We start from the raw sequence: 17,591 nt of genomic DNA on the forward strand, positions 1-17,591 counted from the left end.
TCCTCACTGATCGAAGACTTACGGCCCCGACCAGCTCGTACCTGCCCGAACTTCGTCAACCCGTCCTCGGCGAAACGTGTGCGCCACGCCCGCACTGTCACCGCGGTCACCCCAAGTTCCTCGGCGATCACCCGATTCGCTTCGCCGTCGGCGGCCATCAGCAAAACCCTGGCCCGCAACACCTCACGGTGCGGCGCGGTCTGCGCCCGCGCCAACGTTTCCAACGTCTCCCGCTCGGCTTTCGTCAACCGCAAACACGCTGCCGGTGCACTCATCAACCCAGCCTACCGAACAACGAGCTAGACAATTGCGAGACACACCACTAGGGTCGGGGGATGACCGGGTGGTTCGATGAGCGGATCGTCGAGACCGGTCGTCTGCCGTTGTTTTTCCTGTTGCTCGCCTTCGTCCTGACCTTCCTGTTCATCCGCTTCAGTGTGCGGATGATCCGCGCTGAGGTCAGTTGGTGGCCGGGCAACGTGACGCCGGGCGGGGTGCATGTGCACCACGCCTTCTTCGGCATGATGGCGATGTTGGTGGCGGGCTTCGGATTCGTCGCGGTCGACCCGCTCCGGACACCGGTGATCGACTGTGTCCTGGCGGCCCTGTTCGGCATCGGAGCGGCGCTCGTGCTCGACGAGTTCGCGCTCATCCTCCACCTGCGCGACGTCTACTGGGCGGAGGAGGGGCGGACGTCGATCGACGCGGTGTTCGTCGCGATCGCCATAGGTCTGCTCTTCCTCCTCGGGTTGCAGCCGTTCGGGGCGTTCGAGGTCGTCGGGGACATCCGGAACGAGAACGGCCTGGTGGCACGGCTGGTCGCGGCGGGTGTCGTCGTGCTCAACGTGCTCCTGGCGATCGTCACCCTGATCAAGGGCAAGGTCTGGACCGGACTGGTGGGCATGTTCGTCCCGGTCCTGCTGTGGTTCGGTGCCGCGAGACTCGCGCGGCCGCGATCACCATGGGCCCGGTGGCGATACAAGAACCGCCCCCGCAAACTGGCTCGCGCGATCGGGCGTGAGCAGCGATATCGAGAACCGTTGATGCGATGGAAGATCGTCGTGCAGGAGGCGGTGGCGGGGCGTTTCGGGGTGCCCGACGCGCCGGCTCCCGTTCCGGTTCCCCCGCCGGCGTCCGTCCCGACGGCGGTCGGCGTGGTGACCGAGAAGGTACCGAGCGCGCTGGCGACCGCTATCCGATGGCGGCGCACGCGCCGGGCCCTGCGCACGGTCCCGATCTGGCGGCTGCCGGTCGTGCTGGTGACGTTCGCGATCGTCGCCGCGTGGACCACCGTCGGATTCGACGAGCTGCTCGAACTGGAGGTCGACCCGGGAACCCTGGCGACGCTGCTCAGCGTCATCGCCGGTTCGATGGCGACCCTGACCGGTCTCGTGTTCACCGCCGTCACGCTCGCGATGCAGTTCGGGGCGTCGTCGATCTCGGTGCGGGTGATCCCGATGCTGCAGCAGGAACCCGTCATGCGGTGGTCCACCGGCTTCTTCCTCGCGACCTTCGTCTACAGCGTGATCATCGCGATCGACCTGTCGGTCGGGGGTCCGGACGAGCCGACCCCCGGCCTGTCCACGGCGATCGCGTTCATGCTCACCACCGTCAGCGCGTACCTGTTCATCGCGCTCGTCGGGAAGGTCGGGACGATCCTGAACACCTCGCGCCTGCTGCAGTGGATCGCCGACGACGGCCGGTCGGCGATCGTGCGGCAGCTGCCGCCGGCGGACAGGCACGACGAGAGCACCGCCGCAACCGAGTTCGGTACCCGCTCCGATTCCGACGCGAGCGACGCCGAGCTATTGGGGACCGGCCCGGGCGCGGCGACGGACCCGAATGCGACGGATGAGATGCGAACGCAGATCAGGCTGGGCGAGGTGACCGCGCGGGGGCGGGTCCTGCTGGCGGTCAACGGTGATCGTCTGCGGCGGTACGCGGCGTCGTGGAACGTCCGGATCGACGTGCTCGTCGCCGTCGGCGACCATGTGCCGCACGATCTCCCGGTGGTCGAGATCATCGGTGATCCGATCCAGGTGGAGAAGCGCCGCGTGCTGGCCTGTCTGCTGTTCGGGGACACCCATCAACCCTCGGTGAGTCCCGCCGCGGCGCTGCAGGCGATCTCGGACATCGCGCTCAAGGCGATGTCGGCTGGGAGCAACGATCCGAGCGTCGTGGTCCAGGCGCTCGACCACACCGAGGACCTGTTGCTGCTGCTGGCTCCGCGGCTTCGCAGCGAACACTTCTCGAGCGACCCCTCGGTCCGCGGCATCCGGCGCAGCTGGGCGGACTACGTCGCGATCGGGACCGACGAGATCCGACGGCACAGCACCGGCCAGGTACAGGTGCAACGCCGCCTGCGCGCGCTGTTCGAGTCCCTTCTCACCGGGTGCGGGCCCGCGCAGCGCGCGCCCGTGGCCGAGCGACTGGCCGTGCTCGACGCGCAGGTCGCCCGCGACTGGTCCGACGACCTCGACCGGCGACTGGCCGCGGCTGCGGACCGGCAGGGATACGGGTCGGAGTTCGGCCGGTGAGGTGAGCAGATGGATCACACGAATCGGACACAGCCGATACCCTGAGTCCGTGCTCGCGTCCCAGTCCGCCGACCGTCGTGCGGTGGTCGACGAAATGCACGACTTCGTCGCCGCTGCCCAACGCGATTCGGGTTCCGCCCGCCGTGGGGTCGGCGTGATCACCGCCGGCCCGGGCGCCGGAAAGACCCATACGCTCCGGGAACTGGCCTCTGCCACTGATGGTTCCGTTCGCACGGTGCGGGCAGACGAACTGTCGTGGCGCCAACCGTTCGGACTCGCCGGGCAGCTGCTCGGAGTGGATCTGCCGACCCCGGTTCCCGATGGCTTCGACGACGATCTCTACGCGCGCGTGGACACGCTGTGTGCCGACGGGCCGCTCGTGCTCGTCGTCGACGATGCCCACCACGCCGATGCGGCGACCCTGGAACTGTTGTCCCGCCTCGTCCCTGCCACGCGGGTCCTACCGCTGGTGATGCTCCTCGGCCGGCGGCCGCTCCCAGAACGGGATCTGCTGAACCGGTTGGTGGCGCGAGTGGAGGTCGTCGACTGGTCCCTGCCCCCGCTGGGCGCCGACGAGGTCCACCGGATCTCGATCGAGACCGTCGGTGCCGCACCGGACGTCGAACTCTTCGGGCTGCTCGGTGCATCGGGTGGGAACCCGATGCACGTGATCTCGGTGCTGCGCGCGCTGCAGCAGTCGGACGGTCTGCGGATCGTCGACGGTCACGCGGCGGTCGACGCACGCACCGCGTCGGGGGTACCGAGTGGACTCGAGGACGCGATCGCCGAACACGTCGCCCTCCTCGATGGTCGTGCCCGCGAGCTGACGCAGAAGCTCGCGGTGTGGGGCCGCCCGGCGACACTCGCGCAACTGGCCGCGGTCGACGCGGTTCCGCCCGCCTCTCTGGTCGGGCCGGCCCAGTCGGCGATCGACGCCGGGATCGTCGGCGTCGACGACGGAGGAGCGTTGCACTTCACGCACGACCTCTACGCCGACGTCATTTATGGACAACTCGATCCGATGCTGCGCTCGGTATTGCACGATGCGATCGCCAGCCATCCCAGTACCCGGCACGATCCGCAGTCCGTTGCACATCACCGAATCGCCTCGGGCAGTGACGAAACCGCGATGTTCGCGGCGGTACGCCGCGCCGAGAGCGAACTCGCCAGCACGCCGGCGGTCGCGGCGGAACTCCTGGAGACGTTGGCCGGCACCGCCCGTCCGTCGGCGGGGGTCCACACCGCACTCGCCCTCGCCCTCGCCCGAACCGGGCAGCTCGACCGGGCCACACGCGTCGCTGAGGACGGCATGGGACTGGCGACCGAGATCAACGAGTTCGCCGAACTGCATCGAATCCTGTTGTTCGCCCTGATCGCCAAGGGTGAAACCGACCGGGTGCGGGACCTGATCGACGAGACCCTGCAACTCCCGGTCGACGACGACGTCGCCGGCACGCTCACCGACCTGCGGCACTACGTGGGCATCCTCGACGGACGAGCGCCCGCGCCGGACACCCCGTTCTTCGACGTCGAGCGGGACGCGTTCACCCGATCGGTGTCCGGCCTGATCGCCGAGGCACTACGCCGGTTCCTTCGTGGCGAGGTCGAGGAGGCGCTCGGGATCGCGCTGCTCGCCTCGCGTCGGGATGCGGCGGAATCCGCCGGCGGCACGTTGTCGACGTCGTCGGCCGACATCTGGCCGTCGCTGATCGAACAGTATGCGCATGGCCCGGCGGCCGCGGCCGACCTGCTCGCCGGTGCCGCCCGGTTGCGATCGAGCCGGGGCGCCGACTGGATGACCGCGTATCACGAGTTCACCCGCGGCGGAATAGCTCTCGGGCTCGGCGACCTCGACGACTCGGCGGCGTCCTTCGATGCCGGACTGGATCGCGCGGACTCCGCGGACATGGGCTGGAAGTCGATGGCGGTCGGCGGGCGGGCCATGGTCGACGTGCTACGCGGCGACCACGCGGCCGCGTCGACCCGACTCGACGCGTGGGACGACACGGGGTTACCGGACCAGTTCGGTTTCCCGGTGCCCACCCACGCCCGCGCCCTGCTGCTCGAGGCGAACCGGAAACTACGTGCGGCCGCGACGACAGCCGGCAGCGCATGGGACCACGGCCGCCGGTTCGGTCTGTACTCCTGGCTGCCCACCGTCGTTCTCGAGACCGCGCGGATCGGCGCGCGTGCGGGCGACACCGCGCTGCTCGGCAGCATTCTGGACGGGCTCGACGAGTTCCCGGTACCGCCCGCGCAGCCCATGTCCGGGCCCGTCGCGGTGGCCCGCGCGATGTGTTCGGTGGTGCTCCACGACGCGGACCCGTTGACGATCGTGCACGCCGCCGACGAGTACGCCGAGATCGTGCAGGCGGTCGGGGACCGGCATTCCGAGGCGTGCATGTGGGAGGAAGCCGCGTGCGCGGTCGCCCTTTCGGGAGACCGGGACCGCGCCCGCGAGCTCGCCCGGCGAGCGATGCGACTGACGCGTGCCATGGGAGCAAGCACCAGCTCCGCACGCGTGGCCTCGCGGTTGCGTCCGTTGGGGATTCGGCTCGACCCCGCGGCACGCGACCGGCCGACCCATGGTTGGGACAGTCTCACCAAGACCGAGACGACCGTCGCCGAACTGGTCGCGGCCGGCATGAGCGGCGGCGAGATCGCCGACCGACTGTTCATCTCGACCCGCACGGTGCAGACCCACGTCTCCCACGCCCTCGCCAAACTCGGCCTGCGCACCCGCGTCGAACTCGCCGCGTTCGTCGTGGGTCGGCAGCAGAACTGAGCATCGTCGCACGGTTGGCGCAGTTTTCTCCGTCATGACGCAGATGTACGCGTCATCGGTACGGCGGACAGTGGATGTACCACCAACGAGGACCCACCTCGGCCGTACCGAAGGAGACCACCCGTGAACGCCAAATCGATGATCCTGGGACTCGCCCCCTGGTTCGTGTTCGCCTGGGCGGCCGAACGCCTGGGTGCCGACCACGTCACGCTCGCCGCGATCGCCGCCTGCGCGCTGGCCCTGGCCGTCACCATCTACGAGGCCGTCCGCACCGGTGGCGGTTGGAAGATGATCGACGTCGCCGGGGTCGTCCTGTTCGGCGTCATCGCGCTCATCGGCATCGTCGGTGATACTCAGGTCGACGAAGCGCTCGTGTTCTTCGGTCGCGGTGGTTCGGCGTTCGTCCTCGCCGCGGTCATGGCCGTGTCCGCGTTCACGGTCCCGTTCACCGAGCAGTACGCCCGCGAGACCGTCGATCCCGCCCTGTGGCACTCACCCGTGTTCCGCGCGAAGAACCGCCAGATCAGCCTCTTGTGGGCCGGGGCGATCGCACTCATGGGCTGCTCGCACATCGTTGCCGGATTGCTGGCGTCGTCGGCGTCGGTGTCCGGCAGCCACCCGGGCAACATCCTGCTCAACTGGGTCGTGCCGATCGCGCTGATCGTGTTCGCGGTCAAGCGGACCCGGGCAATCGCCGACGCGGCCCCAAGCGCGCCCGCCGCCTCCACCGCCCCGACCGTCGGCTGACCCCCGCGGCACAGCCCTCCTACCGACCCGCCCGAAGGACATCCGATGACCATCGCCACGCCCCCCACGCCCGCCCCCGTCGACCTCGCGCATCACGCCCACCTCACCGGTGTGTACGCCCCGCAGCGGGAGGAGGTCGATGTCACCGACCTGCCCGTCCGCGGCGAGATCCCCGCGGATCTGCGCGGCAGCTACCTGCGCAACGGCCCCAATCCGCGTTTCGATCCCATCGGATCGTTCGTCTATCCCCTCGACGGTGACGGCATGGTGCACCGGATCAGCATCGACGGCGGTCGCGTCGGGTACACCAACCGCTTCGTCCGGACCCCGATGGTCATCGCGGAAGAGGCTGCCGGACATGCACTCTGGTCCGGTCTCACCGACGGGTACACACCACCCGCGAGTGTAGTCGGGGACGAACTCGCCGGCACCTACCGCGAACTGCCCGACATCAACATCGTCCGTCACGGCGGACGGTTGATGGCGATGGCCGAATCCGACCAGCCCTACCTGCTCGAACCGTCGACGCTGGCGACGCTGGTGAAGACCGATTGCGACGGCGCCATGCGGGTCGGTAGTACCGCCCACCCGAAGATCGACCCGGCCACCGGCGAGATGGTGTTGTTCAACTACAGCCTCGAAGCGCCGTATCTCACCTGGTCGATCGTGAATCCGGACGGGACGGCGGCAACCGGGCCCAACCCGGTCGACGGTCTGGACAAGTCGGTCATGATCCACGACATGGCCCTCACGTCGCGGTATCTCGTACTCTTCGTGTGCCCGTTGATCTTCGACCTCGAAGCCGCGATGACCGGTGGCTCGCTGCTGTCCTGGCAACCCGACGACGGCACGCGCATCGCCCTCATCCCGCGCGACGGCGGCCCGGTGCGCTGGGTCCAGACCGACCCGTTCTGGGTGTGGCACTTCGCCAACGCCTTCGACGGTCCGGGCCCCGACGACGGTGTCACCGTCGACTACGTGGAATGGAGCTACCCGGGTGGCTTCGCCGCCGAACCCCGGCCGGCGACGTCGGCGCTCACCCGCGCGATCATCCGCCCGGATGGCACCATCACCCGGAACACGATCAGCGACAACGCCTTCAACATGGAGTTCCCGCGAGTCGACGACCGGTTGCTCACCCGGGACCACCATCGCGTGGCAACGGTGGCGAAGGGACCCCGCGACACCGATGCCACCGACAGTCTCTGGTTCCACGATCTCTCCGCCGGCACCGAGACCTTCTGGAGTCCCGGAACCGCGATCGGCGAGCCGATCTACATCTCGGGCGCCGAACGCGATCACTGGGGCGCGATCGGCACCGACCCCGCCGACATGCGTTCGTATTTCTACCTTCTCGCCGCCGACGAGCCGACGGCCGGGCCGGTTGCTACCGTCGAACTCCCGATCCGCGTCCCCGCCGGGCTGCACGGCGCGTGGCTCGCGGACTGACCCCCTGACAAACCCACCCTATTTCCGTAAACCCAGCCCGTCGAAGCGTGCTGGGTTTGTGGAAAAGGGGTGGGTTTGCGAGTCGGAAGGAACCGGCGCGGTCACCTCGACGAACCGCGCCGCGATGTCGATGGCCGACCGCGCCTCGGCCGACAGGCGGGGGATCAGTTGGAAGACGTGACCCTGGTCGGGCCAGGCCTGGATCACCGAAACCCCTCCGGCGCCGGTGATCTCGTCGTGGGTGGCCCGGGCGTCGGCCCCCATCACCTCGCGCGCCCCGTATTGGATGAGCGTCTTGGGCAGGGTCATGTCCGGGGTGAGACGGACGCGCATCCGTGGATGATCGGGGTCGGCGGTCCGGGTGTAGAGCCGCAGGATCTTGCGGGCGGACATCGCGTCGATGATCGGGTCCCGCACCCCGGTTCGCTGATTGCGCACGGCCAGTTGGAAAGTCGGGTCGTAGAGCGGCGAGAACAGCACCATCGAACCCGGCTGCGGGGTCCCGGTGGCGTGGTTGACGGCGAGCAGGTCGAGCGCCAGGTGGCCGCCGGCGGAGTCACCCGCGACCACGATGTCCTCGGCGCAGTACCCCTGGGACAGCAGCCAGCGATAGCCGCGGACGGCGTCGTTGCCCGCGCACGGCCAGGCGTGCTCGGGGGCGAGCCGGTAGTCCAGGCTGAAGGCGGGCAGCCCGGTCTTGTTGCCGAGCCGGCCGACCAGGCCCCGGTGCGTTCGCGGCGAGCACACCACGTACCCGCTCCCGTGCATGTAATACAGAATCCGCGAACCGGGGACCGGAGCGCTCGCCTGCCGGCCGATCACCCACTCGCCACGGACCTGCCCACCCCGGAAGTTCTCACGCACGATCTTCACCCGGGTGTTGGCCGGAGGCGGGTTGATCCGCTCGATGGTCCGGTTCAGTGCCGGGCGCGTCCGCTGGATCATCTGCGCGGTGACGCGGGGGTGGCTGACCCCGGCCGCCGTCATCATCGGCCAGGTGACCCGGGCCAGATAGGCGTTGACCGCACGGGAACGCCGCGAACCGTACGGATCGACGCCCAGGCGGCCGAACGGATGCGCGAGGAGATCCGCTTCCGGGGTGGGCTCATCGGCCGATACGGTGACGCTCATCACCTGACGGTAGTGGCTCGATGCCGTGCGGGTGCGGGATCGGTGAGGGTGAGACCCGGCCGCAATCGGACCGCGACCGTCGACGCTCCCGAAAGGCCCGCGCGGGCCGTCTCCGGGGCGGACCCCGAATCGCCGGATTTTCGTCTGACGTGCACCGGCGGTGTCTCTGTGGTAACCGGATTTCGAGAGTGGGCCCTTCGCGTGGAAAAATGACTCACAATGCTCATACGGCTGCCCGGGGGCGCTCTGGCGTGCTGCGCGCGGTAGCTGCGATGAGCAGGGTGGTTCGGGTCCCGACGATGCGGCCCGAAGGGACCGTCAGCAACGGCGCTGACCGGGACTCACCGCCGCTGTGATCGTCGGCTCTGCCCAGGTCAGCCCCGATGCGGGTGGAGCACGACGACGCCGGGGACATCGTGGTCCGCGGCCCGACACGGCCGGGTGTGGCCCCAGACATCGACGACGGGTAGTGCGTGCACTCCTCGCGCGCAAAGTGAGGCGAACTATGAAGCAGGCTCCGGGACCGGTGGGTCTCTACGACCCACGCAATGAGCACGACTCGTGTGGCGTGGCGTTTGTCGTGGACATGCACGGGCGGCGCAGTCGCGACATCGTCGACAAGGCGATCATGGCCCTGGTCAATCTCGAGCACCGCGGCGCCGCGGGTGCCGAGCCCAACACCGGCGACGGTGCGGGCATCATGATCCAGGTCCCGGACCGTTTCCTGCGGGAGACCGTGGACTTCGAGCTGCCCGCGGAGGGCAGCTACGCGACCGGTATCGCCTTCCTGCCCCAGGGCTCGGAAGACGCCCGCCTCGCCTGCGAGGGCGTGGAGAAGGTCATCGAGGCAGAGGGTCTGACCCTGCTCGGCTGGCGCGAGGTGCCGACCAACGAGAACTCGCTCGGAGCACTTGCCCGCGATGCCATGCCGACCTTCCGGCAGGTGTTCGTCGGCGGCGCGGAGGGCATGGAACTCGAGCGTCGCGCCTACGTCGTGCGCAAACGGGTCCAGTACGAACTCGGCAACAAGGGCGCCGGCGCCGACGGGCCCGGACGTGAGACCGTCTACTTCCCGAGCCTGTCCGGACGCACCTTCGTCTACAAGGGCATGCTGACGACGCCGCAGCTGCGGGAGTTCTACGTCGACCTGCAGGACTCGCGTGTCGAGAGCGCGCTCGGTCTGGTGCATTCGCGCTTCTCCACCAACACCTTCCCGTCGTGGCCGCTGGCGCATCCGTTCCGCCGCGTCGCCCACAACGGCGAGATCAACACCGTCACCGGTAACGAGAACTGGATGCGGGCCCGCGAGGCGCTCATCGACACCGCGGCCTTCGGGGCCGACGCGGCGTCGAAGATCTTCCCGATCTGCACCCCGGGTGCGTCGGACACCGCCCGGTTCGACGAGGTGCTCGAGCTGCTCCACCTCGGTGGACGCTCCCTCCCGCACGCCGTGCTCATGATGATCCCGGAGGCCTGGGAGCGTCACGAGTCGATGAAACCTGAGCACCGGGACTTCTACCGCTACCACTCCGCACTGATGGAGCCCTGGGACGGACCGGCGTCGGTGTGCTTCACCGACGGCACCGTCGTGGGTGCCGTGCTCGACCGGAACGGCCTGCGGCCCAGTCGGATCTGGGTCACCAAGGACGGGCTCGTCGTGATGGCCTCCGAGGTCGGCGTGCTCGACATCGATCACGCCGACGTCGTGCAGAAGATGCGTCTTCAGCCCGGCCGCATGTTCCTGGTGGACACCGCTGCCGGCCGCATCGTCGACGACGAGGAGATCAAGGACGAGCTCGCTGCCGAGCACCCCTACGGTGAGTGGCTCGAGCAGGGACTGGTCGCGGTCGACGACATCGAGGCGCCGCCGCATCAGCACATGCCGCACGACCGGGTCGCGTTGCGCCAGCAGGTGTTCGGCTACACCCGTGAGGAACTCGACCTGCTGGTCGCGCCGATGGCGAAGACCGGTGCCGAGGCACTCGGCTCGATGGGTACCGACACCCCGATCGCGGTGCTGTCCAAGCGTCCGCGCATGCTGTTCGACTACTTCCAGCAGCTGTTCGCCCAGGTGACCAACCCGCCGCTCGATGCGATCCGCGAAGAGATCGTGACCAGCGTCGGCGGCACCATCGGCACCGAGGCCGACCTGTTGCACCCCGGCCCCGAGTCGTGCCGTCAGATCGAGCTGCCGTCGCCGGTCCTCGACAACGACACGCTCGCGAAACTGGTGGAGATCAACTCCAACGACGCGCTGCCCGGTTTCCGCAGCGTCCACATCCACGGCCTCTACCCGGTGGCCGAGGGTGGCGCCGGTCTGCGCAAGGCCCTCGACGAGGTGCGTGCGAAGGTCAGCGCCGCGATCGACGACGGCGTGAACCTGGTGATCCTGTCCGACCGCGAGTCGGACGAGACCTACGCACCCATCCCGTCGCTGCTGCTGACGGCTGCGGTGCACCACCACCTGGTGCGGGAACGCAAGCGCACCCAGGCCGGTCTCATCGTCGAGTCGGGTGACTGCCGCGAGGTCCACCACGTGGCCGCGCTCGTCGGTTTCGGTGCGGCAGCGGTGAATCCGTACATGGCCTTCGAGTCGATCGAGGACATGACCGAGCGCGGTGTGCTCGGCAACCTCGACTTCGCCACCGCGCAGAAGAACTACATCAAGGCCGCCGGCAAGGGCGTGCTGAAGGTGATGAGCAAGATGGGCATCTCGACCCTCGCCTCGTACACCGGTGCACAGCTCTTCCAGGTCATCGGTATCTCGCAGGAGACCGTCGACGAGTTCTTCACCGGGCTCAACAGCCAGCTCGACGGCATCGGTCTCGACGAGATCGCCGCCGACGTCGCGACCCGCCACGCGCTGGCATTCTCCGATCGCCCGTCCGAGCGCGCCCACCGCGAGCTCGAGGTCGGCGGCGAGTACCAGTGGCGCCGCGAAGGCGAGTACCACCTGTTCAACCCGGACACCGTCTTCAAGCTCCAGCACTCCACGCGCACCGGCCAGTACAAGGTGTTCAAGGAATACACGAAGCTGGTGGACGACCAGTCCCGCCAGATGGCGTCGCTGCGCGGCCTGTTCGACTTCAATTTCGGTGACCGCGACCCGATTCCGATCGAGAAGGTCGAACCGGCCCGCGAGATCGTGAAGCGGTTCTCGACCGGCGCGATGAGCTTCGGTTCGATCTCCGCGGAGGCGCACGAAACCCTCGCGATCGCCATGAACCGGCTCGGTGGTCGCTCGAATTCCGGTGAAGGTGGCGAGGATCCGCGGCGCTTCCATCACGACGAGAACGGTGACTGGCGTCGCAGCGCGATCAAGCAGGTCGCGTCGGGCCGTTTCGGCGTCACCTCGCACTACCTGTCGAACTGCACCGACATCCAGATCAAGATGGCGCAGGGTGCGAAGCCGGGTGAGGGCGGGCAGCTGCCGCCGCACAAGGTGTACCCGTGGGTCGCCGAGGTCCGTGGATCGACGCCGGGCGTCGGCCTCATCTCGCCGCCCCCGCACCACGACATCTACTCGATCGAGGATCTCGCGCAGCTGATCCACGACCTGAAGAACGCCAACCCGCAGGCCCGGATCCACGTGAAGCTGGTGTCCGAGGTGGGCGTCGGCACCGTCGCGGCCGGTGTCTCGAAGGCGCACGCCGACGTCGTCCTCATCTCAGGGCACGACGGCGGTACCGGCGCAACGCCGTTGACCTCGGTCAAGCACGCCGGTGCGCCGTGGGAGATCGGCCTGGCCGAGACCCAGCAGACCCTGCTGCTCAACGGACTCCGCGACCGGATCGTCGTGCAGGTCGACGGCCAGCTCAAGACCGGTCGCGACGTCGTGGTCGCCGCCCTGCTGGGTGGCGAGGAGTTCGGTTTCGCCACCGCGCCGCTGGTGGTCGCGGGTTGCATCATGATGCGGGTGTGTCACCTCGACACGTGCCCGGTGGGTGTCGCCACCCAGAACCCGCTGCTGCGCGAGCGTTTCGCGGGCAAGCCGGAGTTCGTCGAGAACTTCTTCCTGTACATCGCCGAAGAGGTCCGGGAACTGCTGGCGCGCCTGGGCTTCCGCACCCTGCAGGAGGCCGTCGGTCACGTCGAGGCGCTCGACACGACCAAGGCGCTCGCGCACTGGAAGTCGGAGAAGGCGGGCAAGCTCGACCTGTCGTCGATCCTGGCGATGCCCGAGTCGCCGTTCATGAACCAGGACCTGTACTGCTCCGGCGTGCAGGACCACGGCCTGGACAAGGCGCTCGACCAGCAGCTCATCGCGCAGAGCCGCGAGGCCATCGACCACGGCACGCGGGTGTCCTTCACCTCGAAGATCACCAACGTGAACCGCACAGTCGGCACCATGCTGGGCCACGAGGTCACCAAAGCCTATGGCGCACAGGGTCTTCCCGACGGGACGATCATCGTCGACTTCACCGGATCGGCCGGCAACAGCTTCGGTGCCTTCGTTCCCAAGGGCATCACGCTGCGCCTCGAGGGCGACGCCAACGACTTCGTCGGCAAGGGTCTCTCGGGCGGTCGCCTCGTGGTCCGTCCGGCACGCAACGCGCCGGACGACTTCGTCGCCGAGCACAACATCATCGCCGGCAACGTGATCGGCTTCGGTGCCACCGCGGGCAAGATCTTCCTGCGCGGCATCGTGGGTGAGCGCTTCTGCGTTCGCAACTCGGGCGTCACCGCGGTGGTCGAGGGTGTGGGCGACCACGGCTGTGAGTACATGACGGGTGGACGCGTCGTCGTCCTCGGCGAGACCGGCCGCAACTTCGCGGCGGGCATGTCCGGCGGTATGGCGTTCGTCTTCGACCCCGAGGGCAAGCTGGCCGACAACCTCAACACCGAGCTCGTCGACCTCGAGCCGCTCGAGGACGAGGACATCGAGTTCCTCGCCACGATCATCGAAGAGCACCGCGCCGAGACCGAATCCCCGGTCGCGGCAGCGCTGCTCGGCGATTGGGACACCGCCCAGACCAAGTTCGCCAAGGTCATGCCGCGCGACTACAAGCGTGTGTTGCTGGCCATCTCCGAGGCGGAGAAGACCGGGCGAGACGTGAACGAAGCGATCATGGAGGCCGCACGTGGCTGACCCCAGAGGATTCCTCAAGCACCCCGAGCGGGAGCTGCCCGACCGCCGCCCGGTGGAACTGCGTCTGCTGGACTGGAAAGAGGTCTACACCGACTTCGACAAGGGCCATCTGAAGACGCAGGCGAGCCGCTGCATGGACTGCGGTATCCCGTTCTGCCACAACGGCTGCCCGCTGGGCAACCTGATTCCCGAGTGGAACGACCTGGTCTACAAGGACCAGTGGCGCGACGGCATCGAACGTCTGCACGCGACGAACAACTTCCCGGAGTTCACCGGCCGCCTGTGCCCGGCTCCGTGCGAGGCGTCGTGCGTGCTGGGGATCAACCAGCCGCCGGTCACCATCAAGCAGGTCGAGGTCGAGATCATCGACAACGCCTTCGACAACGGCTGGGTGACCCCGGTCATGCCGTCGGAGAAGACCGGCAAGTCGGTGGCCGTCGTCGGCTCCGGGCCCGCGGGACTCGCTGCGGCGCAGCAGCTCACGCGTGCCGGACACGACGTGACGCTGTTCGAACGGGCCGACCGCATCGGTGGCCTGCTCCGTTACGGCATCCCCGAGTTCAAGATGGAGAAGCGCCACATCGACCGTCGTCTCGCGCAGATGGAGGCCGAGGGCACCGTCTTCCGCACCGGCGTCAACGTGGGTGTCGACGTCACCGTCGAGCAGCTGCGCGCCGACTTCGACGCGGTGATCCTCGCGAACGGTTCGACCATCGGTCGCGATCTGCCGATCCCCGGGCGTGAGCTCGACGGCATCCACCAGGCCATGGAGTTCCTGCCGCAGGCCAACCGGGTGCAGCTCGGCGACGAAGTCGAGGGCCAGATCTCGGCCAAGGGCAAGAAGGTCATCATCATCGGCGGTGGCGACACCGGCGCCGACTGCCTGGGCACCTCGCTGCGCCAGGGCGCGGAGATCGTCCACCAGTTCGAGATCATGCCGAAGCCGCCGATCGAGCGTGCCGAGTCGACCCCGTGGCCGACCTACCCGCTCATGTACCGCGTGTCGTCCGCCCACGAAGAGGGCGGCGAGCGCGTCTTCTCGGTCAACACCGAGCAGTTCGTCGGCGAGGACGGCAAGCTCACCGGGCTCAAGGCGCACGAGGTCGTGATGCGCGACGGCCGCTTCGAGAAGGTCGAGGGCTCGGACTTCGAACTCGAGGCGGACCTGGTGCTGCTCGCCATGGGCTTCGTCGGACCCGAGCGCGAGGACCTCCTCGACAAGATGGGCGTCGAGTACGACCCCCGCGGAAACGTCAAGCGCGACGGCAACTTCGCTGCCGTCGGTCAGCCGGGTGTCTTCGTCGCCGGCGACGCCGGGCGCGGACAGTCGCTCATCGTGTGGGCCATCGCCGAGGGGCGCTCGGCCGCCGCGGCCGCCGACGCGTTCCTCACCGGGGCGTCGGACCTGCCCGCACCGATCGTGCCCACACAGGTCGCGCAGCGCTGATCGCGCGCTTCGTGTAGTACGTACGACACCGAACTCCCGCTCACCCGCTCAGGGTGGGCGGGAGTTCTGCGTAGGCAGATCCGTCGTTCCACGGGAGTTCCGCAGGCGGCAACACGCCCGCCGGACGCCCGACCTAGACTCGGCGGTGAAGCTGCCTCCTCGGCCGGTACGAAGGGAACGGACCATGCGTCGGATCGTCGCGACTGTATGTGCCCTGCTGTGTGCGCTCCTGGCCGGCGGTGTGCTCGCCGTCCCGACGGCGACCGCCGCGCCCCGGGGGTGCCCGGAGATCTATGTGCTCGCGGTCCCCGGGACCTGGTCCAACGGCGCCAGCCCGGGTGTGCTGGGGGAGATCACCGCCGGGCTCGGACCGGAAACCCGCGTGCAGTACGTCGGCTACGACGCCACGGCGTTCCCGTGGGAGAAGGCGATCTACGGCAAGTCCAAGGCGCAGGCGGTTGCCAACACCACGGGGCTCGCCCTTCAGATGCTCCGACGATGCCCCGGTACCCGGATCGCGCTCGTCGGCTACAGCCAGGGCGCCGACGCCGCCGGTGACCTCGCATCCGAAATCGGCACCGGTCGCGCCGCGATCCGTCCGAGCCAGGTCGCGGGGGTCGTGCTGATCGCGGATCCGCGGCGGTCCAAGCGGGACAATCTCATCGGCCCCGCCCTGAGGGGTGAGGGCAGTGGCGGACCACGCCTCGACGGCATGGGGTGGGTCCTGCCCAGGGCGTTCACCCTCTGCGAACCCACCGACGTCTACTGCAACGTGCCCCGCGACTACTACGTGACTCGGATCGTCGGCTACCTCGCCGAGACCAGCGACCCGACGCCGAGCCAGATCGTGCAGTACCAGGCCGAGGCGGGCGCGATCTTCTCCGAACTGCTCACCCTCGGCGGCCCCGGCGAGATCGCGCAGGAGCTCGGTGACGCGCGCGCTCGCGAGCAGATCAGGTCGTTCAACCAATTCCTCCAGTCCGGGTCGCACGGCACCTACCGGGACTTCGAGGTCCGTCCCGGCGTGACCGCGGTGCAGTGGGCCAACCGGTTCCTCGCCGGCCTCGCCTGACGGCGCCGGTCGGCTGACCTGCACGAGAACCGGATGAATCGGACGTCCGACTAGAGTGGCGGCCGAAGTGGTCACCGAAGCCGGGGACCAGCCGCCCGCCCTCGGACAGACGGAACATCTCCTTGCCAACGCAGCTCGCCGCCGTACTCGCCCAGACCGACCCGTCGCAAGGTCACAGCGGTTTCATCGGCTGGATTCTCGACCTCATGGACACGCTCGGCGAGCTGGGTGTCGGGGTGGCGATCCTCCTCGAGACCTTCCTGCCGCCCATTCCGTCCGAAGCCGTTCTTCCCGGCGCCGGCTTCCTCGCCTACGAGGGCCGCATGAACGTCTGGCTCGCCTGGGCCGCGGCGACCATCGGGTCGCTCGTCGGGGCCTGGCTCTGGTACTGGATCGGTGCGGCTCTGGGCCGCGATCGCACCCGGCGACTCGTCGGCCGGATGCCGCTGCTCGACTACGACGACTTCGACAAGGCGGAGGAGTACTTCGTCCGCTGGGGCGGAATGGCGGTTCTCCTCGGTCGGTGCGTGCCCCTCGTCCGGTCGTTCGTCTCCATCCCGGCGGGCATCGAGAAGATGCCGTTCTGGCGCTTCACCGCGTACACGACGCTGGGGTCGGGGGTGTGGAACGCGCTGTGGATCGGGATCGGCTTCGGCTTCGGTCCGGCGATCGCCCCCGCACTCGAACGGTGGAGTGGCGTGCTGAGCAACATCGTGATCGCCGTGCTGGTTCTCATGGTCGCCTGGTTCGTCGTGAAGCGGGTCCGCCGACGCCGCGCCAGTGCCGCGGGATAGCGGGCCGGGAGAGTGGGACGACCCATGGAATACCTCGTGCGGAAGCGCGGTTGTACCCCGCGACGGTGACCGACTCAATGCCCCGGGTCCCACCCTTTGCCGCTTCGAGCGGCCTGTTTGCCGAGAGGCGCACCGACCGCCATCGTCGTCCATCACACCGAAGCCGCCGGCCCGAATCCCGGGTCGGCGGCTTCGGTCGTTCGACGGCGACCCGCGGGGGCGAGTGAACGCCTGGCCGCGCCCGGGTCATTCATGCAGGTGAGGGGCGCGTCGCTACGCGCGAGGTAACAGTTCTCGTGCGACGATCGATCTAGCCGTCGTGTGCGGCACTCGCCGTTTCGGGAACCGGAGCTGCGGGATTCACACGTGTCGGCAGTCGCGGGGGCGTGGCGAAAGCCACTGGAAAGTCCGGCGACACGACCGGGAACAGCCGCTACAGTAAAACAAAGTTCCAGTCCGTTGTAACGAATGTGAAGTATCAGGAAGTGATTGGTCATGAAGTTGGCTGACACATTTCACTCGCCCCGCCGGGGCTCTCTG

The 17,591-nt window shown here is 68.5% G+C and carries 10 protein-coding genes; 8 read left to right on the forward strand and 2 right to left on the reverse strand.

The genetic code is table 11. From position 1 onward, the window contains the following. On the reverse strand, positions 1 to 275 hold a 275-nt coding region (locus AS181_RS22320), incomplete at its 3' end, for a helix-turn-helix domain-containing protein (protein ID WP_139114260.1). Positions 276 to 335: 60 nt separating this feature from the next. Here AS181_RS22320 and AS181_RS22325 point away from each other — a divergent pair. The 4 genes from AS181_RS22325 to AS181_RS22340 all read left to right on the forward strand — a co-directional run bounded on the left by AS181_RS22325 (position 336) and on the right by AS181_RS22340 (position 7,518). After that, positions 336 to 2,537 (forward strand): DUF2254 family protein, encoded by a 2,202-nt coding sequence (locus AS181_RS22325; protein WP_058253690.1) that lies wholly within the window; start codon positions 336 to 338, stop codon positions 2,535 to 2,537. Between the two features lie 49 nt (positions 2,538 to 2,586). Beyond that, on the forward strand, positions 2,587 to 5,322 hold the full coding sequence (locus AS181_RS25670; protein ID WP_269434046.1) for a helix-turn-helix transcriptional regulator: 2,736 nt from the start codon (positions 2,587 to 2,589) through the stop codon (positions 5,320 to 5,322). A 123-nt stretch (positions 5,323 to 5,445) separates the two neighbouring features. After that, positions 5,446 to 6,069: a hypothetical protein gene (locus tag AS181_RS22335; RefSeq protein ID WP_058253691.1), complete on the forward strand. Its 624-nt coding sequence runs from the start codon at positions 5,446 to 5,448 to the stop codon at positions 6,067 to 6,069. Between the two features lie 45 nt (positions 6,070 to 6,114). Next, a complete protein-coding gene (locus tag AS181_RS22340; RefSeq protein WP_058253692.1) occupies positions 6,115 to 7,518 on the forward strand; it encodes a carotenoid oxygenase family protein in 1,404 nt (467 codons plus the stop codon). Between the two features lie 18 nt (positions 7,519 to 7,536). Here the strand turns inward: AS181_RS22340 and AS181_RS22345 are convergent, their stop codons facing one another. Continuing rightward, complete coding sequence (locus AS181_RS22345) at positions 7,537 to 8,649, reverse strand: alpha/beta hydrolase (RefSeq protein WP_058253693.1); 1,113 nt, start codon at positions 8,647 to 8,649, stop codon at positions 7,537 to 7,539. A gap of 505 nt (positions 8,650 to 9,154) precedes the next feature. Here AS181_RS22345 and gltB point away from each other — a divergent pair. The 4 genes from gltB to AS181_RS22365 all read left to right on the forward strand — a co-directional run bounded on the left by gltB (position 9,155) and on the right by AS181_RS22365 (position 17,051). Continuing rightward, positions 9,155 to 13,738: a glutamate synthase large subunit gene (gene gltB / locus AS181_RS22350; protein WP_058253728.1), complete on the forward strand. Its 4,584-nt coding sequence runs from the start codon at positions 9,155 to 9,157 to the stop codon at positions 13,736 to 13,738. Next, positions 13,731 to 15,185 (forward strand): glutamate synthase subunit beta, encoded by a 1,455-nt coding sequence (locus AS181_RS22355; protein ID WP_058253694.1) that lies wholly within the window; start codon positions 13,731 to 13,733, stop codon positions 15,183 to 15,185. Before gltB ends, AS181_RS22355 begins: the two co-directional genes overlap by 8 nt. 184 nt (positions 15,186 to 15,369) lie before the next feature. Beyond that, complete coding sequence (locus AS181_RS22360) at positions 15,370 to 16,257, forward strand: cutinase family protein (RefSeq protein ID WP_058253695.1); 888 nt, start codon at positions 15,370 to 15,372, stop codon at positions 16,255 to 16,257. Positions 16,258 to 16,379: 122 nt separating this feature from the next. Beyond that, on the forward strand, positions 16,380 to 17,051 hold the full coding sequence (locus AS181_RS22365) for a DedA family protein (protein WP_058253696.1): 672 nt from the start codon (positions 16,380 to 16,382) through the stop codon (positions 17,049 to 17,051). Positions 17,052 to 17,591 lie beyond the last annotated feature (540 nt).

The organism is Gordonia sp. SGD-V-85, from assembly GCF_001456905.1.
Classification (GTDB): domain Bacteria; phylum Actinomycetota; class Actinomycetes; order Mycobacteriales; family Mycobacteriaceae; genus Gordonia; species Gordonia hongkongensis.